Source organism: Micromonospora sp. NPDC005194, from assembly GCF_040608335.1.
Taxonomy (GTDB): Bacteria; Actinomycetota; Actinomycetes; order Mycobacteriales; family Micromonosporaceae; genus Micromonospora.
Genome location: NZ_JBEXIA010000048.1, coordinates 19784 through 40144, shown reverse-complemented (window position 1 = coordinate 40144; position 20361 = coordinate 19784). Strand labels below are relative to the sequence as shown.

The window sequence follows — 20361 nt, the reverse complement described above, 5'->3', positions numbered from 1 at the left end:
CGCTACCAGCTTCGCCTGGCCGCTCGGGCCCGGGAGATGGTCGACCAGGGTACCGCCCTGGAGGCTGCCTGCCGGATCATCATCCTCGAAGACCAGCTGGAGGAAGCCCTCCGGCAAAACCAGAACCAGCAGCATGGGACGCGGCACACTGACGCCTGAGGTCATCGGCGGGCGGTGAGCTGACTGGCTCGCCAGCGCGAACCACCTCGGCTCTGCCGGCGTACTCCTGCTCGTCGCACCTCTTTCCATGTCGGCCGCCAGCCGCCAGACGCCCCCACCGAAGACCGGACATCGGCTCGGACTCGGCGGATGGCGCGGGCGTCCGGTTATCGGATCGGTGCCGTTCGTGCGTCGGTGAGATGTTTGGTGATGCGGAGCAGCACATGGCCCGGTGGCCCGTCGACGAAGGCTGCCGTGTCGGCGAGCGCGGCGATCAGGGGCAGTCCACGACCGCCGACGGTGAGCGGGGCGGGGAGTTCGGCGTCGAGGCCACCGCCGTCAGGGATGCTGCCGCGGTTGCCGACCTCGAGGAGGCAGACGTCGTCGTCGATGACGATGGTGATGTCGACGACGCTGTCGGGATCGGCGTGCAGCACCGCGTTGGCGCACGCCTCGCTGATCAGTACGGCGAGGTGGTCACGGGAGTCCTCGGCGACATCGGTGAGGCTCAGCAGGGTGGTGAGGACGTGGCGGGCGCGGGTCACCGACGACGGTTGCCGTGGAAGTGACAGGTTCATGCTCACCCGCACTGCACAGCTCCTCCCCGGCCCGTGCCTGAACCGTCGGCCTACCGCGTCACCCTGAGGCGCGATGCTCCAGTGGTGATCAGCCCTACCCCGGTTCTGCTGAGGCGAAACAGTCAGAGGTGCCGGCTCGACGTGCCCGGGCCGACGGCGGTTCACCCGTCGGCAGAATAGGGTAGGCGGGGATCATCGGGGCGTGGGGGAGGTTGCTGTGGAACTGCTGCTGTCGGTCCGGCCGGGCCGGGGTTGCACCGTGCTGGAGGCGCGCGGCGAGCTGGACATGGCGACATCCCCGCAGCTGCGCGAGCGTCTGCAACGGTTGGTCGACGCCGGTGACCACCACGTGGTGGTGGACCTGGCCGGGGTGGGATTCATGGACTCCAGCGGACTGGGCGCGCTGGTCGTGATGTTCAAGGCGCTGCGCGACGTGGGCGGTCGGATGAGCCTCGCGGCACCGCAGCCCGCCGTGCACAGCGTCCTGACGGTCACGTCGGTGGATCGAGTGATCCAGGTTTATGACAGCGTGCAGGCGGCCGAAGCCGATGTGCCGTCCACCGACCACGCGCCAGGCCGGTAGTCAGTCGGGCAGAGCGGCGCTGGCACGCTCCTGGTCGGCGCCGGCGCTGGTACGCCGGTCCTCGCGGTGCCCGCCGTGCCAGTCGAGGATGAACAGGGTGGCGTCATCGGCCAGCTTTGGTCCGCTGACCTCCAGGACGGCGTCGGCCAACGCCCGGGCGGCCTCTCGTGGATGCAGACCGGTGATCGACAGCAACATGGTCGGTAAATCCAGGTTGGCGGCGTTGCGCTCCCGCATGCCATCGGTGATCACCACCAGACGGTCGCCCGGCCGCAGCTCGACCTCGCCAGCGCGGTGTCCGGCGTCGGCGAACATTCCCAGCGGGAAGTTGGGCGGTAGTGGCAGCACCCGAGTGTTCCCGTCGCGTACCAGCATCGGCGGGACGTGCCCGGCGTTGAGCAGCGCGCACACGCCGGTGCGCAGGTCGAGACGGCCGAGGATTGCGGTGATGTAACCGCCGGGCACGGTGGCATGGCCGGCCACGTCGGCATTCGCGGCGTCGGCCTGTTCCACCAGACCGACCCCGCGGCGGCGGCTGTTGCGCAGGCTGCCCACGCCCAGGGTGGCCGTGAGCGCGCTGGCCACGCCGTGGCCCATCGCATCGGTGACGCTGAAGTGCAGCACGTCGCGGGCGAGGCTGTAGTCGAAGGTGTCCCCGCCGATGCTGGCGGCGGGTTCCAGCCAGCCGGACAGGGTGAACGCGCTGGCCTCACAGGTGAACGAGGCGGGCAGCAGGCGCCGCTGGATCTCCCCGGACAGGGTGAACGGGGTCGTCCGTTGCCCCCACTCGAACAGATCGGTGTGCCGCCGGTTGGCGATCACCACGAATGCCAACACGTGTGCCGTACGGGTGATCTCCTCCAGCGCCCGCGGGTCCGGCTCGTCCGGCAGGCTCATTTCGAGCAGGCCGATGGCCTCACCGCGGTCGGTCACCGGCGCCAGCACCGTCCACGTGTCAGGCTGCGGGACAACATGCACCGTCTGGGTGCGTAGCGCCTGCTCGGCGGGGCCGCCATCGAACGGCATCACCGTGGCGACCTCGTCACCGCCCCGGCGTCCCGCACCGGTTCCGCCGAGCGGCACGCGGGTCAGCCGGACCAGCGCCCGGCCGCTGAGGTCCGCGATCAAGAACGCGACGCTCCGCGCCCCCAGCGCCACACCGAGTTCCCGGGTGACCGCGTCGACCGCGTCGACGGGGGAGGCGTTCTCCGCCGCATCCAACAGCTGCGCCATGATCCACCCTCGGCTGCTTTCCACGGCCTGAGCCTACGAGACCCGGCTGGTCATCGCCGAGCACGAGGATCCTCACCACAGCGTCGACAGCCCAAACCAGGTTTCACATTCAGGGGCCTGGAGTGAGCTTCCCTCGTTCCCGGACACCTGAATCTGGCATGTGCGGACACGTGGGGACCGTCGTGGCCAGGATCGCGGCGGGTCCAAGCGAACCGGGGACAGACCCGCGCTCCCAGGTTCTTCGGTGGCAACGCCGGCGACGGGGTATGGGGACGAAGGCCATTGATCCTCGATGATGTGTGCGGTGTGTGCTCTCCAACCGGTGCCAACCGGTGCCAACACGGGTCACTGCGGCCGACCGCCGGTCGCAAACCGGCGTTCGTGTGCTCGGGGTGGTCCTGGGCTGGGAGAGGCGGTCAGGGCAATCGGGCAGGCAGGGGTAACGGGCAAGGCAGGCAGGCCGATCACGAGAAGTGGATCACGACAGGCTGCATCCGTGTCGCAGTCCGGTGCCTGGCGGTCGGCCGGCTTCCCGCTCGGGCCGTCGGCTCGCCAGGGCTACAGCCTGAGCATCGGACCTGGTGAACCTTCCAGATCAGAGCCAAATTGCTCGTCAGGCGTTGGAGTGAACACCGATGCCGCCGGAGACGGTGAGGTTGTCGCCGGTGATGTAGCCGGCGGCGTCCGAGGCGAGGAAGGCCACGGCTTCGGCGATGTCGGCGGGAGCGCCGACGCGGCCGAGCGGGACGTCCCGGGCCCAGGAGTCGATCACCTCCTGGGAGATACCCATCCTGCTGTAGACAGGGGTGTTGATCATTCCCGGGCTGACCGCGTTGACGCGAATGCGGCGGGGGGCGAGTTCGAGCGCGAGGGACCGCATGAGGGGTAGCAGAGCGCCCTTGGCTGCTGTCATCGCGGCCCCGAGCCCTTCGGCGGCGCCCACGGTGAACACGACCGAGGCGCCCTCGTTGAGGAGCGGCAGCGCCTTTTGCAGGGTGAAGAAGTTTCCCTTGACGTTGATGTCGAACAGCACGTCGAAGGCGTCTTCGTCGGTTGATTCGATCGGGCCGGGGCGGGAGATGCCCGCGTTGAGGAAGAGCAGGTCGAGGGAGCCGAGTTGCTGGCGCGCCTGGTCCATCGCCTGGTCGATGTCTGGCAGGGACCGTGCGTCGGCCCGGACGGCCGTGACGTCTTCGGGAAGCCCGGCGTCGGCGACATTGCCGAGGCCGGTGACCATGACGCGGTAGCCGCGGGAGTGGAGTAGTTCGGCGGTCGCCTTGCCGATGCCGCTGGTTCCACCGGTGATCAAAGCTGTGGGTGCAGGCATGATGCGCTCCTTTGCGTACTTCTGGGCCGGGGGCGGCCCTGTCCGTGGGGCCGTGGGCATGCTGCGTCACTGCCTCTGGCAGCGTACGACATCCTGGCAGTGACTGCCAAACATGATGTCACTGTCAGGATGGCAGTGCCGGGCTAGTCTGGGTGGCATGAAGCAGGAGGCCAAGTCAGCGACGGGCGCACCGACCACGCTGTGGGACCGGACACGGCAGCTGGCTTCCCAGGAGATCCTCAAGACGGCGCTGCGCCTGTTCACCGAGCAGGGCTACGACGAGACGACCATCGCCCAGATCGCCCGGGAGGCCGGCGTCTCCCAGCGCACCCTCTTCCGCTACTTCGGCACCAAGGAGGACCTTCTCGGCGGAGGTCAGGACCGGTTCGGGCAGGTCCTGATGGACACGATCGGCGAACAGCCTGCCGATTCCGGTGTCTGGGAGGCCCTGCGCGCAGGGGTTGCTGCCGTACTGGCCTTGCACGACAGCCGAGAACAGGCCCTGGAGCGGTTCCGCCTCCTCCACAACACCGCCTCGTTGCGTGCCGGTTGGCTTGAAAAGCGACTGCGATTCCAGGAGAACCTGCTGCCGCTCATCGAGACCCGTATGGACGCAGCTACCGACAAGGAGGGCGCGAAGGCGCGCGCGGTGATCGCGACGGCGTTCGCGTGCCTGGATGCCGCATCGATGACGTGGGTCGCCAACGACGGCAAGGGCGACATCATGGACCTGTACGACGAGTGCCTGGCTGCGGTGCGGGGCTGACCCGCAGCGGCCAACGCAGGTGACCTGCGGGTTTCCTGCTCCTGCAGCGCGGGCGCGGGCGCGGGTCGCAGGGACGTACTGCTGTGATCCCTTGTGACCGCGCTGGACCCGCCCGTGCGACTGGAGTCGCACGGTGCGGTCGCCGGATGGCTGACCTTCCAGCTACCCGCCGACCTGTTCTGACAAGGCGTTGGTATCCAGCGCTACGACGCTGCAGGACGGTCGGGGTATCGCCGTGACAGTCAGTGGGTCAAACGTCGGTGGCCAAGCGGCCGGCGAGACGAGCGCTAGTTCCGCTAGGACGGTGCGGGCCAGACGGCGTCGATGAGCTGGCCGGGATGCTGCGGCTCGCGCTGGCCGACGCGGGCGCGACTCGGATCGACGCGGCGGCGACCGGCACCGCGCCCGACGGCGCCCGGGATCGAGCGCTCGGCGTGATCGCGTTCATCGTCACCGCCCTGCGGACCGCAGGGGCCCTCACGAAGGTAGTGGGGGCGATCCGCGGCTGCCTCGCCCGCGTCGCCGGCCGCCGCCGGGTGCGGCTGACCGTAGCCGGGGTCGACGTGGAGGTCGCCGCCGACGCCGATGTCGCGCCGATCGTGGCAGCGCTCCTGGCTCAACCCAGCCGGCCCGTGACCGGGCTGCGGCGGGCGCTCGTGGTCGCGAACGCCCGGTACGACGACCCGGCACTCGCCGCGTTGCGCGCTCCGACCCGCGACGGGCGGACCTTGGCGTTCGTGCTCTCCGGCGGCAACGTCAACGACTGCAGCCGCTTCACCGAGGTCATGGCCGCGATCCGGGTCGAGCGGTCCGGGCCCGTTCGACCTCGGGTTCGCCCGGATCACGTCATCGCCGACAAGGGCTACAGCTCCAAGGCCATCCGGACCGACCTACGCCAGCGCGGTATCGGGCACACCATCCCCGAACGCGCTGACCAGCAGGGCAGCCGTCGACTCGGCAGCTGCGGCGGCCGGCCGCCAGTCTCCGACAAGCAGCTCTACAAGCACCGCAACGTGGTCAGTCCCTGCCAACGCGGGTCAACGCGCAGGTCGTTACACTGACCACTCGCGCCCTCGTAGCTCAGGGGATAGAGCATCGGTTTCCTAACCCGACGCTCCGCCGATGCCCACAGGCCGATGACCTGCGGGTTCTTGTTTTCTACCTGTATGTGCCGGTCGCTTCGCGGCCTTGCTGCGATCGCTTGCCGAAGATCAGCTGGAACGCTGTGGGTCCTGAGTGCAGGCTTAATGCTGCCGCGAGCCGGAAGCCGAGGCATCCTCGGCGGGTTCGTTCTCGCCGAGCAGCTCCCGGCGCCATTCGGCGAATCGGCTACGAAGATCGTCCAGCGCTCGGTCGGCGACGCCGTACTGGGCGAAGTCGTCAGGATCGAGCAGGGTGGCTTGTCCGAGAGCGTCGGCGAAGACGCGGCGGTCGAAACCACGGTCGGCGCGCTGCGCGAGGGTGAGAAGGGCCTGGCGCGTGTAGCGGCCGGATCGGAGCGTGGCGTCGATGTCGATGAAGTCACGAGCGAACGCTCGCCCGTAGAGTGCGCTCATCTTGTTCGCGACCGCGTCGTCAGGGTGCAGTACCGGTCCGATCGCCATGAGGATCGGTTCGTTGGCACGCCAGTCCACGCCGAGTTCGACCTTGGAGATCCGCATGCCGTCGGTGACGGCCAGCCGGGCGAACGTGTCGTACTGCCGCTCGGTCTCGACGGTCAGGCCGTCGTCTCGGTAGGCGTGCACGACGGCGGTGACCGCGGTGGTGAACTCCTCGCGGCGGTCCCAGGCGGTGAACAGGTCGACGTCCTCGCTGGGTCGCTCCAGGAGCCCGGCGGCCTGCACCGCGTAGCCGCCCGCCAGAGCGAAGCCGTATCGATCGGCTGCCCCGAGCCCGGTACGGGCGAGGCGTTCGTGGAAGGGGTCCACCGCTATGCCGCGTTGCTGCGGTTTGCGGCGAGTTCGGGAAAGGCATCTTCCCAGCGCTGGCGGAGCTGGGGTGGCAGCCAGAGGGTGGGCCAGAGCCTTCGGAGGAGGTCGGCGTCGAGCCAGGTGTTCAGGTCCTCGACCGTGCTCGCCTCGGTGAGTACCACCTTGTACATGCTGGCCAGGCGTGTGGTCCGGTTCAGGTCGTACTCGGGGTGCCCGGACCAGTCGAGATGACGCGGAAGCGTCACCGCGCCTTCGGTGGGGCCGTGCAGTTCGGCAAGGGTTTGGGCCACCACGTAGGGCCTCCGGTCGCCGTAGGGCTGGTAGTCCGCCGGCGGTTGGGGTGATGTCCTGCGTCGGTTGATGTTGGTCGCCCGCCGGACCTCCGGTCGTAGCACCTGACGGATCGTCTCCCGGCTGTATCCGGTGACCCGCTGCAGGTCCACCGGCCGCCAGCCGGCCGCATGAAACGCCCGCAACTGCTCGTCCCGCTCGGTCAACGCCTGTGCCCGCGTCGCCTCATACCTGGAGACAACCGCGTGCAGCTCATCCTCGGAGAACCGACCCATGCCCGTCAGCCTACTACGCTAGGCCCAGCACGCTTGGCTTGTTTCCCATCGTGCTGGCGAAGACGTTGCTCCTCGTGGGCATGGTTGGGATCAGCCGCCGCATTGGCACCGAGCGAAGTGGATCAGCCGGCCGCTTACCGCTCCCTGTTCCTCGTTCCGCCAGGCAGTGATGACCGCGATCGGAGGCATTCATGTTTTGGTGAAGCCGAGGGCCCGGTATCCGGGCATGCGGCGTTGGAGTGAGGCGGCGAGGATGGGGGTGGCCGGGTCGTGGTAGTCGTGGACCTCGGCGAGGTCCTTGCCGGGTGCGGCGCGGATGACGCGGCCGGCGCATTGGACGAGTAGCCCGTCGTAGGAGATCGGGCCGGCGAGGAAGAGGGTGTCGAGGGCGGGGGCGTCGAAGCCTTCACCGATGAACGGTGTGGTGCCGATGACGAGGAGGCCTTCGCCGGTCTTGGCCTGGTCGAGTCGTTCGACGATGGTCCGTCGGTTGGTGGTGATCATCGTTCCTTGCAGCACGAGCGCCTGGTGTCCTCGCGTCGAGAGCAGGGCGCTGAGTGCCTCGACGTGAGCGACCCGCCGGGTAAGGACGAGACAGTTGCGTCCACGGGTCAGGGCCGCGACGACGTCGTCGGCGATCCGAGCGTTGCGTGACTCGTCGACGGCGAGTCTTCGGTGCACCTCGGCGAGCGCGCCGGGCGCGTCAAGGTCGATGTAGCCGGGCTGGAATGTTGTCTCGTGAATGAACAGCGTTCGACGGGGTCCGGCGTCGGCGTGCATCGCTGCCGCGAGGGTGCCCGGTTCCTCGTCGGTCAGGGTGTGGCGGACGGGTCCGAGTTGCCAGGTGACGAGTTGGCCGAGGCCGTCGCGTCGAGTGGGGGTGGCGGTGAGGCCGAGCCAGAACTGCGCGGCGATCCGTTTGACCGAGTGCTCGTACGCGGCCGCGCCGAGGTGGTGGCATTCGTCGACGATGACGTGCCCGTACCCCTGGGTCAGGGAGGCGACGTCGTCGCGTCGCGCGAGAGACGGCAGCAGTGCGATGTCCACCGTGCCGGTGAGTTTGCGTCGGCCGCCACCGAGTTGACCGGGCTTGATTCCGAGGAACTGCTCAATGCGGACGCGCCACTGGTCGGCGAGGGCTTTGCGGTCGACGAGGACCAGGGCGGACGTGGTGCGTTCGGCGATCACGGCGCAGGCCATGACGGTCTTGCCGGAGCCCGGTGGGGCGACCAGAATTCCGTTGTCGTGGGCGAGAAGCGCGCCGACCGCGTCGGCCTGTTTGCCGGTGAGTTCGGCGGCGAACGCGGTTTCGATCTCGGCCCCGGAGTTTCGTACGTCCGTGACAGCCAGCCGCGACCCGGCGCGTTCGACGATCGTGGCGATGGTGTGCCGCAGGCCCCGCGGGAGAACCAGGCGGTCATCGAGGGTGAGGTCGTAGCCCTGGATGAAGCGAGGGGTGTCCCAGGTGGATTTGCGGAGTCGCTGCAGCTCGTAGAACTTCGGGTTGGCTATGGCGGCGGCGTGCTTGAACGTCGCCAGAGCGGCAGGGGTGAGCTGTGCGGCGTCGATGCTCAGCCCGGGACCGGCCTCCGCGTGGACCACCGGAGGCAGCGGAGGATGGACCTGCGTCGCGGCGGACCGGCTCATCGTGGCGACGTCGGCACCGGTGACGGCTTGCTTGGCCTGCCGGGCGACGTGTTCGGCGTCGCCGGGGCTGAGCCGGTCCAGCGTCGACAAGAACGCCCACTGGTCCGCGTACGGCTCGAGCGTGCCGAGGTCGAGAAACGTGGTCAGCCCGTCCTTGCGGCGCCGCCCCTGCAGCGGTGCGGCGATGAGGTTGCCGAAGCCACCCTCGGGCAGGACGTCCTGGTTGGGGAACAGCCGGTCGTACGAGCGCAGATCCATCGACCCGCGCAGCACCATCGCCTCACGCAGCAGGACGGTGCCGACGGCCCGCCCGGTGGCCGCGGGAACCGCGCCGGTGAAGAAGACCCACACGTGGGCGCCGCGGCCCGACTGGGAGATCTCCAACGCGGCGGGCACCGCGCTGGCCCGTGCCGCCTTCACGTACGCGAGGGCGTCGAGCATCGCCGTCGGCCCGTCGAAGTCGGCCACGACGAAGTGGCAGGTGTTGCCGGGCATCAGCGGGTACAGGCCCACGAACACGTCGCCGACCAGATGCGCCGCAACGACCTCCGTCGTCCGTGGCAGGTAGGTGGCACCGCGCCGGTCCATACCCTTACGCCAACCGCCAGCGACCGCGGGCATCCACCCGACAGCGCCGGTACGGGCGTTCTCCCACCGCACGGCGTACACGTCGGACCGGGCCCGGAACCGGTTGGCGAACAACGCCAGCTTGTCCCGAGTCGGCGAAGCCATGGTGACCAGCCCTGGCGGCTCAACCGGCGCGGACAACTGCTCCGGTGCCGCGGTCGTGTCCTGGCCGCGCAGTTCCAGCAGACGCGCCAGTCGAGTGTTCTCCGCCCGTAACCGCTCGACCTCCCGGCGAAGATCGACGAACTCGGCCACCGAACTCATGCCGACCATCCTCGCGTATCTGGCTCCGAACACCCCGACACCGGTCCGATATCCTCCGCCGATGGCATCGAAGGGACACGCCGCACTGGAGGCGATGATCGAGGAAGCCACGGTCGACGCGTACGGCGACGACGAGCAGCTCACCGGCCTGTTCACCATGATCGAGGAGCACCTGGTGGTGCCGTTCACGACCACCGTCCTCGGCGTCGAGGTCACGGTGCTAAAGGTCGACCTGATCGCGGACAGCATCGTCGCGGTCTGCACCCGAGGTCGCCACCGGCAGAGGATCGGCCTACTCGACCTGCCGCTACCCACCCCCGCGCCGGACGGCAGAGCGTGGATCGACGCCTACCGGCAATGGGCCGGAAGGTAGGCCACGATGAGCGAGTACCAGTACTACGAATTTACCGCCGTCGACCGGCCTCTCACCGGCCGGGAGCGGGCCGACCTGCGGTCGATGTCGACCCGGGCCGACATCACCGCCACCAGCTTCGTGAACACCTACGAGTGGGGCAACTTCAAGGGCGACCCGCGCAGGCTGATGGAACGGTATTTCGACGCGCACCTGTACCTGGCCAATTGGGGCACCCGCCAGCTCATGCTGCGGCTACCGAAACACGTGCTCGACCCCGCAACCGTTGCCCATTATTGCCAGGGTGACAGCGCGTCCGTGTTGGCCGCCGGCAAACACGTCATCGTCGACCTCCATGACGAGGACGAGGACGGCACCGACGAGTGGGACCTCGACGGCCACGGTCTGCTCGCCTCCATCATCCCGGTCCGGGCCAGCCTCGCCGCCGGCGACCTGCGACTGCTGTACCTGGCCTGGCTCCGCTGCTTACAGTCGAAGGAGATCGCCGACGACGAGCCCGAACCGCCCGTCCCCGCCGGCATGGGCACCCTCGACGCGCCCCTCACCGCCGTCGCCGAGTTTCTGCGCATCGACCCCGACCTGATCGCGGCCGCGGCGGCAGGGTCGGTGCCGGTCGCCTCCGGTGAACCGACCGCGGCGCAACTCCGCACCTGGGTCGTCGGGCTTCCCGCCCGGGACAAGGACGCCATCCTGACCGACCTGATCACCGGCGGCGACAGCCACCTACGCAGCCAACTGCTGCGCCGCTACCGCGACGCACACCGCACCGATACGCCCACCCCGGCAGTCGCCCGCACCGCCGGGGAGCTACTCGCCACCGCCGCGGACCTGCGCGCCGAACGGGAACGACGGGACGCCGAGCAGCGCGAACGCGACTGGGCTCGCAGGGAACGGTCCGCAGCGGCCGCCCGGCAACGGCACCTCGACGCCCTCGCGGTCGACCAACCCGCCGCCTGGCAGCGGGTCGACGAACTCATCGCCACGAAGAAGCCCCGCGAGTACGACACCGCAGTTCAACTCCTCGTTGACCTGCGCGATCTCGGCGACCGCGACGGAGCCAGCGCATCGTTCCGAAACCGGCTGGCCGAGCTACGGGCGGTGCACGCCCGCAAGCCCAGCCTGCTCGAACGCCTCAACCTCGCAGGCCTCGACACCTAAACAGCCTGCCCGGCGACCGATGGCCTCGCCGCTGTCGGCCGCTGCCCCGATACCACCGTCATGCCGTCGTTCTCCTCCCTGTGCGGACTCGTCGGACGACGTACGGATCGCCGCCGAGTGACCGTCGCCGGAGACGGGAAGGCCGTGAGGCCGCCGCGGCGTGCCGGCGTGACGTCCCGAACAGCCGATGCCAACGGCAGCAGGCTCCAGGAGTTCGTCCGAACCCGCAACCAGACATCGAATGATGTCGTTTGCCGATTGGACCCGGAGGGTCGGGTGACTGTCTGGGTGTGTGCTGCCGATGTCATGGCCAGCTAGGAGTAGGACGCCCCGGCCCTCGCTGACGACCGCTGTATCAGCACTGGATGGAGACTTGCGACCGATCGCCCTTTCCGAAGTTGTGGCTACTGAACCGCGGCGGGTCCATGCCCCTTGACCAGCACGAGCGAGAAGGACCGCCCGCATCCAGGACCTCCTGACCATGATCAGCCCCGCCTTGGAGAAGGCGCTGAATCTGCGCAGCAGAGGTGCGCTCCGGCTCCTCGCGCAGTGGCAGACCCCCGCCGGGCTGCGCCGCGCCGGCGAAGCCCGCATCCTGGCCTACCTACGCCAGCACGGCGTGTGGGCCGCCAAGACACTCACCGCCAAAGTTCACGCCGCCGCGCGGACACAAACCGTCTCCGTCGCGGGAGAGGCCACCGCGGCCCTGATCGTGGGTCAGATGGCCACCGACCTCGAAGCGGTCAACGACCGCATCACCGCCATCGAGGAAACTATCGCCGAGGTGGTCGCCGAGCACGAGCTGGGGGAGATCCTCACCAGCCTGCCCGGCATCGGCACCACCCTCGCCGCCGAGTTCCTCGCCCACGCCGGCACCCTCACCACCTACTCCAGCCCCGCTGCACTCGCCGCCCACGCCGGGCTCGCGCCGATCTCCCGAGACTCCGGCCGCAGGCAGGGTCATCAGGTTCGGCCCCACCGCTACCACCGCGGCCTGCGCCGGGTGTTCAGCATGTCCAGCTTCACCGCCCTGACCCACTGCCCACGATCACGCGCCTACTACGACAAGAAAAGAGCCGAAGGAAAGACTCACCGCCAAGCCGCCGCCGCCCTTTCCAGACAACGCCTCAACGTCCTCTGGGCCTGCATCCGCGACAAGACCCTCTACCAGCCCAAACAGCCAAGATCGGCAGAGGTGGCGCTGTGCGAACTCGCATAGAGACTCCCTGGGCTGGGCGAACGGCGGTCCGGGGAACGTGGGTGAACGTGGGCCACTCCCTGCCACCCCAGGTGAACCCCCGGGTCGCTAGACTATGCGCTCGCGCCCTCGTAGCTCAGGGGATAGAGCATCGGTTTCCTAAGACGACGCTCTATCTGTACCCATTGGCTTGCTACCTGCGCGTTCCTATTCTGTTTGCACGTTAGCGGGTCGCAGGCGCGCGTTGCTGTGCTCGCTTGCTGGAGATCAGCAGAACGGGCGTAAGTCCTGTTCAGGCCCTGCTTCGGTTCGGTGTAGCTGGCAGTAGCGCCCTACATTGGTATCCGCCGGCCACGGTCTGTGGGGCAGTCCCGGCACGGCACCGGACACGTGGGGCGGTCAGCTCAGGATGTCGGCGTCGTGCCCGTGACGAACGTGATTTCGTCCAAGCCCCGAGGATCGGTGCTGCCACGGTCGGTCAGCTCCTGCAGGATCAGGGTCCGCAGGACGGCGCGCAGGTGGGCGGCGCTCAGACGTGGACTCTCGCTAGTGCCGCGTCAGGCAATGTTCGCCTCGGTCTTGCCGGTCGAGTGCAGATCGCGGAGCACGTAGTTTGGCTGGATGCACTCGCATCTGAGCTTCGAGAACCCTCCGGCGTTGCCCCACGAGGCGGTGGTTGAGGTGTTGGAGCGGGCCCTGCATGACCGCTCGGCGGAGGGCGAGGCGGCGAGTGTTCTGGTCGGGACGGCGTTGAACGACAACGACGCGGATTTCGTCGAGCGCTGGTGCAGGGAGGTCGGGATGCGGGCTGTTCCGGGAAGCCCTCTGCTCGGGCTGGCCGGCCTGTGCCTGGGACACGCTGCTCGACGCTTCGGCCATCTCAGCGACGAGGCTCTTGCGCTGGTGGAGTCGCTGGCGTTGCGTGCCGAAGCAGACCCGTCGGACGTCGACGGTCGAGCTCTCGACGGATATGACGACGTCCGGAGCTTCCTGCACCTGTGGTGACCGTCCACGGGTGCGGCTCAGGCAGCGTTAGCCCTGGTCACAAGGGTGGCCAGACGTTTGTTGGTCGCGTTGTTGTTCCGCCAGATGCTGTAGCGGCGGATCCGAAGTGCTGCGCGAGGCATTCGATACCCCCGACTATCAGGGCATAAGCCCCGACAAGATCACGGGTGGTCAGCAGCGAGGCGCAGTAGTGCATGTGGATCGCCGCGCTGAGGGCCTGCATGTCGTCGTCGGGGAGGCTGGTGAGTCGGGCTACCGCGTCGCGGAACGCCGCGTCGACCTGCGGCCAGTCGGGCATGGGCGCACCGAGATGGGTGTCCACCGCTCCGGCCAGCGGCAGCGCGAAGGGATGCTCCTGCCCCTCGACCCTCGCCATGACCTCCGGAACGACCTGGCATCGACGATCGGTCACCAAGGTCAGCAGGGCACCAAACATCGCGTCCCGGCCAACGATGTCGAACTGCTCCGACGGCGAACCCGCGCGCATGTAGTGCAGGACCGTCACCGACTGGATGGGCTCACCCGGAACCTCCAGCAGGCCCTGACCGTCGGCGGCGAGCAGCCCGTCGCCGTCCGCAGGCACCATCCCGGGGTGGATCATCCGCTGGAACTCGAAGGTCGGCGGGGTGCCCGGCGGAAGCTCGCGCAAACCGTCGGCCCATTCCTTCAGCCGCGCAGCGCCGGTCGGGTCCTTATCGTCCAGCACTCCCACGTGTCCCCCCGAAGGTCAACTCGCCACCGAGCAACCATCGTCGCGGTGTACAGGTACGGCGGACAACCCGAATACGCCGCCCGCGCCACGTCTGCCGCTGATCGCCTTCGCAGGAGGTGCCGGCGGCGGTCTTCGATGGTGTCGGTCAGTGGGTTTTCTTCGTTGCTAGCTTGCGGGGTGGGGTCAGCAGGTCGGCGATCGTGGCGATGGCGGACTGCACGAGGCGGTAGTAGGCCCAGACGCCGCGCTTGTCGCGCTCAAGTAGGCCGGCCTCGGCGAGGATCCGCAGGTGGTGGCTGACCGTCGGCGCCTTGCCGCCGCCCCGCTGCTGCATACCAGCGACGGCTACACCACTGCTCGTCGGCGTCGCCGCTTGCTGTGCGCTCGCCGCCATCGGCGTCACCACCCGAACGAAGGTCCCCGCACCGCAGCCCTCCACCAGACACTTCTGACTCGATCACCAACAGCTCCGCAAGGCTCTCCAGCTGGGGCTGTCTCGCACATCGTGTCCGAGGAACCGGCCAGTGACGGCGACAGGATCGGGGCTGCCGTGCCCGCGGGGGGCCGGAAGTGTGAATGGCTGTGTGTGTTCCGCCGGCGCTCGGGCCCATCAGCATGCAGCCGGAGCGCGGTAAAGGGGGATTTGCAGGTCGAACCGCTCGGCGGGGTCAGCGTCGAGCCGGCAGACCATGCGCTCGGCCGGTCGCGGGGTGGGTTAACCACGAAGCTGCACCTGGGCTGCGAGCAAGAACAGGAACCCCTGGCGATGGTGCTGACCGCCGGACAGCGTGGCGACAGCCGCAGTTCAGGCAACACCGCCTTTTCCGGACCAACCGAGGGTGGCCGATTTCGCGAACCCCGTAACGGTCTTGATCATCGTTCCCATTCCAAGGTGATCTTGGCCTTGCGGGGCAGCGCCAAATAGAGCAGGCCGGTCACGGCGACCAAGGCGAGACCGCCGTGGAACTTGGTCTCGAGGCCGGGCGGGACCAAGCCGAGCACCTGGGTGAGCGACGAGGCCAACAACGTCCCGAAACCGCCGCCGGCGGCAACCTTGACCCTGCGGTTGATGCTCGGGTTGGCCTGGTCCTTCGGGGTCGTGTTGCGGTTTTTGAGCATGCGGGAGCCATCCGCATTCGCGGGCATGGAGAACCTCCGGAGAGAACGAGCGAGAAGAGTCTGGGGCGCCGCTCGCGACCGTTCGCGGGTCGCGAGCGGCGGCATCCGCCGCAGGCGGTTCGAGCTCAGCCGAACGCTGGCCTGGCCCTCGGCCTCGTTTTGTTGGGGACGTGGAGTTCGCCGGGCTGCCGGCTGGTGAAGTCTTTGCCCAACCGGTCCAACTTCCTGCGGACACGCTCGCCGACGGCCGGCGGCTGCCCGGCCGCCGCGGCGGCCAGCTCCCAGGTCATGCGGTCGTGACCTGCGTAAAGGTCAGCGACCTCCCGCTCTCCGGGCTTGAGCTTGTCGAGGACGCGGTCGATGCGCGGGTCGCGGAACTCGGGCAAGCTGAGCACGAGATCCTCGACGGAGCGCGGGTCGGCCAGCGCCTCGGCCAGGGTAAGGACCACGTCGCTGTCGCTGCCCGCCTGCCCCAACGGCGTGTGCAGGGACACGATGCGGCGGTGCCTGAGCTCGGTGTCGCCGATCAGTCGATGGTTGCGGTGGAGCTCCCTGATCCGCTTGAGCAGCATCTTCCTCACGTTCTCAGGCTCCGCCTTCAACCAGGCGTCCTCAAGCAGGGCCTCCTTCGCGGCCTCGATGTGCGGCTGGCCCTTCGGGAAAAGATCCAGGACCTCGAGCATGAACTCCCGGACGATTTCCTCGCTGTTCTCCACATGGAGGATCGCCTTGCGAACCCGGACGGCCGCCCAGAAGACCGCGCGGACCGCCAGCGCGAAGAGCGTCTCCGTCGCCGTCGACCAGTCAGGCCACCTGATGTCGCGGACGATCGTTACGATGCCCTCCGCGATCGGCCGGATGAACTTGGTGAGGTCGGGCAGCCTCCAGCTCCAAGAGTCGACCATCGAGCTGATCTGCTGCCGCAGCTTCGCTTGGTAGGTCATGAAGCCCGAGGCCAATTCCCGCGTGTGCCGGAACGCGCCGATCAACCAACTTGCACTGCTGGTCACCGCGTCCCGGAAGCGCTGGGGGACGCTGAACACCGGCCAGGCGGCCGCAGCGATCTGCTCCTGGATACGACGCAGCGCCTCGAACATCGGGGCTCGGACAAGGCTCTGGAGCGTCTCCTGCATCGTCTCGAACAGAGCGAGCGGGCGGACCAGACTCTGGAGCGTCTTCTGCAACTCCTCGACCCAGGCGAGCGGGCTGACCATGTTCGTGATCTGGTCCAGCACCTTCAGCGAGGGGGCTATCCGGGCTATCCCGTCCAGAAAGGACTGCCTGCCTTCGGCCGTTCCGGCCCAACCGGCGCGCATGGCTCCGCGAAGGCGCGAGTCGCGGCTCGGCGTGCGACGGGCTCGGCCGGCGGCCTCGCGGGCGCTGCGGGTGAGCCGGCGGTCGATCAGCCGCTGATGCGCCCGGAAGACGGCGCTGCGGGACATCGCCTGCTGCCGGCGACGGACCACTACGACCTTGGGCGGCGACACCACGATGCGGGGCATGGCCGAGGTCATCGCGTTGGCCTGGGGGAACATGGCCGCGAGCGGGACACCTGCCCGGTTCGGGTTCGCGGCCGCCGCTCGCTGGAACGCGCGGGCCAGAGGAGTCCCCGTGCGGGCCGGCGGGGTGGGCGAGTCGGGGTTCTCGGCGGCGGCCGCGTCGTTGTCGTTCATGGTGCTCCTTCGTGTCCGGAGTGGTTCTCCTACTCCTCCAGGCCGTCAGAGCGGGGTACCGGCAAAAAATCTTGGAACTTTTTTGGCCGGGCTTCCCGACGTTCGTTCAGGGCCTTCTGCCGACGTGAATTCTATGAGGTGGGGCTGAAAGAACCGAGGCGCGCTGGACCGCCCTCCGCTCGCCTCTTGTCCGGGGCGGCAGGCGCCTCTGACCGAGTGCCGAGACCGCTTGCTAGACGAGCCCTCTTGCCGGACACCAGCAACTGCCAATGTCGTTGAGGTGACGGCGTTTAGTGCGAAGTAGTTCTGGCAGAGCGATGCGGCCGTCGAGGATGTAAAAGTTAGACCGCCTCAACGGCGCCGCCCCTACATCCTCACTGTCAGTTTGCGGGCGGACCTCGACAGTTCGGTCCGTTCTTCGGACCGGGCTGCCTCACACGGCCGTGTCGAGCTCGATCGAGTACGCCGTGCCCCTTACTGTCGGGTGGTGCAGCGGTGGGATTCGCTCAATGAGCGGCAGCTCGACCTGCTTCGCCGGATCCACGGCGGCGATGACCTCAGCGGTCCGGACGGCGTCGAGTACCGGCGGTCGGCGCGTGCGCTCCAGGACCGGAACCTGGTGACGGTGACCCGCAAGGCAGGGGTGTGGAGGGCGTGCTCGACCGATGCCGGTCGCTTCTACCTTGAGCATGGCCACCATCCCGATCATCCCGACCACCGTGCTTCCCTCCCGCGGTCCGAGACGCCGGCACCTGGCGGCATCGCCGGCGGCGCTTCGTCGGCGGAGCTGCTGCGATCGGCTCGCGAACTGCTCGACCGCCTGCAGCGCGAGGGCGGCATGGTCCGTATCGAGAGTCCCGACAGTGGAACGCGGGCCCGGTACCGGCGGATCATTCACGCGTTCAAGCAGCAGGAACTTGTGCCATCGGGTCACCATCTGCGCCACACTGGCCGTGACGCCGGGGACATCGTCATCCGCCTGTCCACCGATGCCGGTCCGGACGAGACCGACTGGAACCGGATCCGGCTCAACACCCGACGTGTCACCACCGACCCGCATCTGGCGTTCAGCGCTCTCGAAGCCGATCCGACCAACCTCGCCGTCAGCTCGGACTTGCTGCCCCGGGCGTTGCTGCTGATCCGGCAGGTCGCCGGCGAGGCGGCCCGGCGTGGGCACCGGCTTGGGGTCAACACCAAGGCGAAACACCCGCGGGTGTTCCTCCAGGCCGGGCAGGTCCGACGCACGGTCACCCTGACCGAGGAACGCGACCAGGTCCCGCACGAACCCACCGCCGAGGAGCTGAAGGTGCTGCGCCTGCGGCCGTGGATGAAACCCGCGGAGTTCGACGTCGTCGACTCCGGCAGGCTCCGCTTGGAGATCGCCCGGGCCGGACACGACAACCGGGACACCTGGACCGACACCGCACGCGTACGTCTGGAACAACGCGTCGCGCAGATCATCCAAGGGTTCGAGGCTGGCGTCACCGCCGACGAACAGCAACGGCGGGCAGCCGAAGTCGCCCGGGAGAAGGCCGCAGCCGAACACCAGCGGCGGCAGGAGGAAGCCGCGGCCGAGCGCAGACGGCAGGAGGAGGCCACCCTCGCGCAATGGCACGCCGCGATGGCCGACGCCCGCGTCCGGGCCGCCGACAACATCCGCGCGGAAACCTTCCGCAACGCCTACCAGGCCTGGACCACCGCAGCTGACATCCGCGCCTTCTGCACCGCCCTTGAACAAGCGGCCGAGGAGCGGACCGGCGCCGGCGGGTGCCTCGCCAGCTGGGTCGCGTGGGGCAGGACCGCCGCCGACCGGATCGACCCCATCCGTAGTCCCCGTGTGCTGGCTGACATCGACTACAACCCCGAACCCGGACCCGACGACCTGCGCCCGTTCCTCGGCGACTGGAGCCCTCACGGCCCACGCAAGGAGCACCGCCCTGATCACGACCGGCAGGCGCACGCCGGCATCCGCCGACAGGCCGAATCGTGGCACCACGGGCTGCTCGACCGCGGCGCCTGAAGTGCGTCGACACCTCAACCGTCACCACACTCCGGCTGGATGCGCACAAGCCTGCGCCGGCACCTGCCGCCATCGCGGCGCTAACCGCCAGCACGACCCGGTACCACGCAACAAGGGACGTTTACCCGAAGGACGGCTGGATGAGAATCGACCCCTCCCGCTTTACCGTCGGCGACGAATGGGCGTACCGGCAGTCGGACCACGGACCGTCCGAACGCGTCCGCATCCTGGCCGTCGAGCCGAAGAAGACCAGCGCCCGCCTCGAGATCAGATTCCTCGACGACCCCGACGAACGGGTGGAGAAGGTCCCCGGGTCGCGGCTGCGGGTGCCGTGGAGCGAGGTCGGGACCTTCGACGCGCTGATGGCGAACTGGCAACGCATCGACGACCTGAGCCTCGACCGCACAGAGGAAGCCTGCGTCGAGGAGATCTTCGGCCTCTTGATCAGCGATGACGTAGCCGAACTGCTCTGGTCCCCGGTGTCATGCGCCACCGACATCCGCGACAGGGCCCGGCTGAGCGAGATCATCGGCGGCCCGGTCGAGGACATCCTCGCCTCGGCTGAATGGTTCGACCAAAACGGCCGGACCATCCTGTCACCGGCCGGCACCCTTCAACTGGTCGAGGCCGCGTGCCACGCCCATCCGACCCAGGTCCTCGCCCTCGTCATTGAGCAGGAAGCCCAGTCCCGCCACAAATGCAAGTTCGGCCATGACTACCGCGTCGGCCGCGACAGCCGGTCGACGACACCGGAATGGGAGTACGACTGGTACCGCCGCCACGACCGGCCCCGTCACGAACTACTACGTCAGTGGTGCGGCCAACGGGCAGTGACCCACCACGAACGGTTCCTCGCCGCCGAAGCCGAAACCCACCGCCTCGACATCCTGGTAACCGACCTCCTCAAGGCCCTGGACAACCTCGGCGAACACGAACAGGCCGCCCGGTTCGCCGAGGAGCACGAACGCGACCGCATCACACCCCACACGATCCGCCCCGTCGTTGAACGCCCCCTGCACCCCTCCGAGATACCCGTACGCGAGATCAAGGTCAGGCGCCGTTGGTGGTGAACACCCGTCGCACAAACGGTCCGATGTTCAGGTGCTTCTCACCAAGCTTCGGTCCACCGGCGCCCAAAAGGGCGTCGTGGTGGCCGCCAGTGGATTCCAGAGCGGTGTCCTAGACCTAGACAAGGCCCACGAGATCGCGTACGTACGGCTGGCCGACAACGGCTGGACGTACATCTCACGTCCCACCGCTACGACGCCCCACCCGCGCTCACCGGCGCGTACTCCGGCTACGCCATGACGGCCGACGGCGAGGGAGACCACGAGTTCACCCTGCTGACCGGCAGCGCCGAGAACACACGCTCAGCGTTGATCACAACGGCCTAACCCTGTCTGACGGCGTCATCGCCACTTC

General features: G+C 68.4%; 18 protein-coding genes and 3 pseudogenes. 11 read left to right on the top strand and 10 right to left on the bottom strand.

Annotated features, from left to right (window positions below; all coding sequences use genetic code 11):
• Positions 1–159 (top strand): annotated as a pseudogene (locus ABZU53_RS28785) (MerR family DNA-binding transcriptional regulator); the annotation flags it as partial.
• Positions 160–326: 167 nt separating this feature from the next.
• On the opposite strand, the gene ABZU53_RS28780 reads toward ABZU53_RS28785, so the two are convergent.
• Positions 327–749 (bottom strand): ATP-binding protein, encoded by a 423-nt coding sequence (locus ABZU53_RS28780; protein WP_354859505.1) that lies wholly within the window; start codon positions 747–749, stop codon positions 327–329.
• A gap of 190 nt (positions 750–939) precedes the next feature.
• On the opposite strand from ABZU53_RS28780, the gene ABZU53_RS28775 reads away from it, so the two are divergent.
• Positions 940–1320, top strand: coding sequence for an STAS domain-containing protein (locus tag ABZU53_RS28775; RefSeq protein ID WP_355068614.1), 381 nt, complete (start codon positions 940–942; stop codon positions 1318–1320).
• On the opposite strand, the gene ABZU53_RS28770 is transcribed toward ABZU53_RS28775, so the two are convergent.
• Complete coding sequence (locus tag ABZU53_RS28770) at positions 1321–2553, bottom strand: PP2C family protein-serine/threonine phosphatase (protein WP_355068612.1); 1233 nt, start codon at positions 2551–2553, stop codon at positions 1321–1323.
• 613 nt (positions 2554–3166) lie between these two features.
• On the bottom strand, positions 3167–3880 hold the full coding sequence (locus ABZU53_RS28765; protein WP_355068610.1) for an SDR family oxidoreductase: 714 nt from the start codon (positions 3878–3880) through the stop codon (positions 3167–3169).
• A gap of 157 nt (positions 3881–4037) precedes the next feature.
• Between ABZU53_RS28765 and ABZU53_RS28760 the strand changes: the two genes are divergently transcribed.
• On the top strand, positions 4038–4646 hold the full coding sequence (locus ABZU53_RS28760) for a helix-turn-helix domain-containing protein (protein ID WP_354859512.1): 609 nt from the start codon (positions 4038–4040) through the stop codon (positions 4644–4646).
• 338 nt (positions 4647–4984) lie between these two features.
• Positions 4985–5707 (top strand): transposase, encoded by a 723-nt coding sequence (locus tag ABZU53_RS28755; RefSeq protein ID WP_355068608.1) that lies wholly within the window; start codon positions 4985–4987, stop codon positions 5705–5707.
• A gap of 183 nt (positions 5708–5890) precedes the next feature.
• On the opposite strand, the gene ABZU53_RS28750 is transcribed toward ABZU53_RS28755, so the two are convergent.
• The 3 genes from ABZU53_RS28750 to ABZU53_RS28740 form a co-directional block, all read right to left on the bottom strand.
• Positions 5891–6574 (bottom strand): nucleotidyl transferase AbiEii/AbiGii toxin family protein, encoded by a 684-nt coding sequence (locus ABZU53_RS28750; protein ID WP_354859518.1) that lies wholly within the window; start codon positions 6572–6574, stop codon positions 5891–5893.
• A gap of 2 nt (positions 6575–6576) precedes the next feature.
• Positions 6577–7143 (bottom strand): hypothetical protein, encoded by a 567-nt coding sequence (locus tag ABZU53_RS28745; protein ID WP_354859520.1) that lies wholly within the window; start codon positions 7141–7143, stop codon positions 6577–6579.
• Positions 7144–7332: 189 nt separating this feature from the next.
• Complete coding sequence (locus ABZU53_RS28740; protein WP_355068606.1) at positions 7333–9681, bottom strand: DEAD/DEAH box helicase family protein; 2349 nt, start codon at positions 9679–9681, stop codon at positions 7333–7335.
• Between the two features lie 61 nt (positions 9682–9742).
• Here ABZU53_RS28740 and ABZU53_RS28735 point away from each other — a divergent pair, with 61 nt between their 5' ends.
• From ABZU53_RS28735 to ABZU53_RS28720, 4 genes are all read left to right on the top strand, one after another.
• Positions 9743–10054, top strand: coding sequence for a hypothetical protein (locus ABZU53_RS28735; protein ID WP_355068604.1), 312 nt, complete (start codon positions 9743–9745; stop codon positions 10052–10054).
• 6 nt (positions 10055–10060) lie between these two features.
• Positions 10061–11212 (top strand): hypothetical protein, encoded by a 1152-nt coding sequence (locus ABZU53_RS28730; RefSeq protein WP_355068602.1) that lies wholly within the window; start codon positions 10061–10063, stop codon positions 11210–11212.
• A 481-nt stretch (positions 11213–11693) separates the two neighbouring features.
• A complete protein-coding gene (locus tag ABZU53_RS28725; RefSeq protein WP_355068600.1) occupies positions 11694–12431 on the top strand; it encodes a transposase in 738 nt (245 codons plus the stop codon).
• A 600-nt stretch (positions 12432–13031) separates the two neighbouring features.
• Positions 13032–13415 carry a hypothetical protein gene (locus tag ABZU53_RS28720; RefSeq protein ID WP_355068598.1) on the top strand — a complete coding sequence of 128 codons (384 nt, stop codon included), beginning with the start codon at positions 13032–13034 and terminating at the stop codon, positions 13413–13415.
• Between the two features lie 37 nt (positions 13416–13452).
• On the opposite strand, the gene ABZU53_RS28715 is transcribed toward ABZU53_RS28720, so the two are convergent.
• Positions 13453–14121: a hypothetical protein gene (locus tag ABZU53_RS28715; RefSeq protein WP_355068596.1), complete on the bottom strand. Its 669-nt coding sequence runs from the start codon at positions 14119–14121 to the stop codon at positions 13453–13455.
• A gap of 151 nt (positions 14122–14272) precedes the next feature.
• Positions 14273–14434, bottom strand: a pseudogene (locus tag ABZU53_RS28710) (ArsR family transcriptional regulator); the annotation flags it as partial.
• 369 nt (positions 14435–14803) lie between these two features.
• Between ABZU53_RS28710 and ABZU53_RS28705 the strand changes: the two are divergent.
• Positions 14804–14926, top strand: a pseudogene (locus ABZU53_RS28705) (IS5/IS1182 family transposase); the annotation flags it as partial.
• A gap of 74 nt (positions 14927–15000) precedes the next feature.
• Here the strand turns inward: ABZU53_RS28705 and ABZU53_RS28700 are convergent.
• A complete protein-coding gene (locus ABZU53_RS28700) occupies positions 15001–15273 on the bottom strand; it encodes a hypothetical protein (RefSeq protein WP_355068594.1) in 273 nt (90 codons plus the stop codon).
• A 98-nt stretch (positions 15274–15371) separates the two neighbouring features.
• Positions 15372–16919 (bottom strand): hypothetical protein, encoded by a 1548-nt coding sequence (locus tag ABZU53_RS28695; RefSeq protein ID WP_355068593.1) that lies wholly within the window; start codon positions 16917–16919, stop codon positions 15372–15374.
• A 484-nt stretch (positions 16920–17403) separates the two neighbouring features.
• Here ABZU53_RS28695 and ABZU53_RS28690 point away from each other — a divergent pair, with 484 nt between their 5' ends.
• Both ABZU53_RS28690 and ABZU53_RS28685 read left to right on the top strand, forming a co-directional pair.
• Entirely contained in the window at positions 17404–18939 is a 1536-nt protein-coding gene (locus tag ABZU53_RS28690; protein WP_355068591.1) for a hypothetical protein, read from the top strand.
• 140 nt (positions 18940–19079) lie between these two features.
• Positions 19080–20009, top strand: coding sequence for a hypothetical protein (locus tag ABZU53_RS28685; protein WP_355068589.1), 930 nt, complete (start codon positions 19080–19082; stop codon positions 20007–20009).
• The last annotated feature ends 352 nt before the right edge of the window (positions 20010–20361 follow it).

Bases quoted from the DNA above. Each gene is read 5' to 3' on its own strand.
- ABZU53_RS28720 (WP_355068598.1), top strand. From the start codon at position 13,032: ATGCACTCGCATCTGAGCTTCGAGAACCCTCCGGCGTTGCCCCACGAG.
- ABZU53_RS28755 (WP_355068608.1), top strand. From the start codon at position 4,985: ATGCTGCGGCTCGCGCTGGCCGACGCGGGCGCGACTCGGATCGACGCG.
- ABZU53_RS28735 (WP_355068604.1), top strand. From the start codon at position 9,743: ATGGCATCGAAGGGACACGCCGCACTGGAGGCGATGATCGAGGAAGCC.
- ABZU53_RS28760 (WP_354859512.1), top strand. From the start codon at position 4,038: ATGAAGCAGGAGGCCAAGTCAGCGACGGGCGCACCGACCACGCTGTGG.
- ABZU53_RS28730 (WP_355068602.1), top strand. From the start codon at position 10,061: ATGAGCGAGTACCAGTACTACGAATTTACCGCCGTCGACCGGCCTCTC.
- ABZU53_RS28725 (WP_355068600.1), top strand. From the start codon at position 11,694: ATGATCAGCCCCGCCTTGGAGAAGGCGCTGAATCTGCGCAGCAGAGGT.
- ABZU53_RS28765 (WP_355068610.1), bottom strand. From the start codon at position 3,880: ATGCCTGCACCCACAGCTTTGATCACCGGTGGAACCAGCGGCATCGGC.
- ABZU53_RS28700 (WP_355068594.1), bottom strand. From the start codon at position 15,273: ATGCCCGCGAATGCGGATGGCTCCCGCATGCTCAAAAACCGCAACACG.
- ABZU53_RS28770 (WP_355068612.1), bottom strand. From the start codon at position 2,553: ATGGCGCAGCTGTTGGATGCGGCGGAGAACGCCTCCCCCGTCGACGCG.
- ABZU53_RS28740 (WP_355068606.1), bottom strand. From the start codon at position 9,681: ATGAGTTCGGTGGCCGAGTTCGTCGATCTTCGCCGGGAGGTCGAGCGG.
- ABZU53_RS28695 (WP_355068593.1), bottom strand. From the start codon at position 16,919: ATGAACGACAACGACGCGGCCGCCGCCGAGAACCCCGACTCGCCCACC.
- ABZU53_RS28685 (WP_355068589.1), top strand. From the start codon at position 19,080: ATGAGAATCGACCCCTCCCGCTTTACCGTCGGCGACGAATGGGCGTAC.
- ABZU53_RS28745 (WP_354859520.1), bottom strand. From the start codon at position 7,143: ATGGGTCGGTTCTCCGAGGATGAGCTGCACGCGGTTGTCTCCAGGTAT.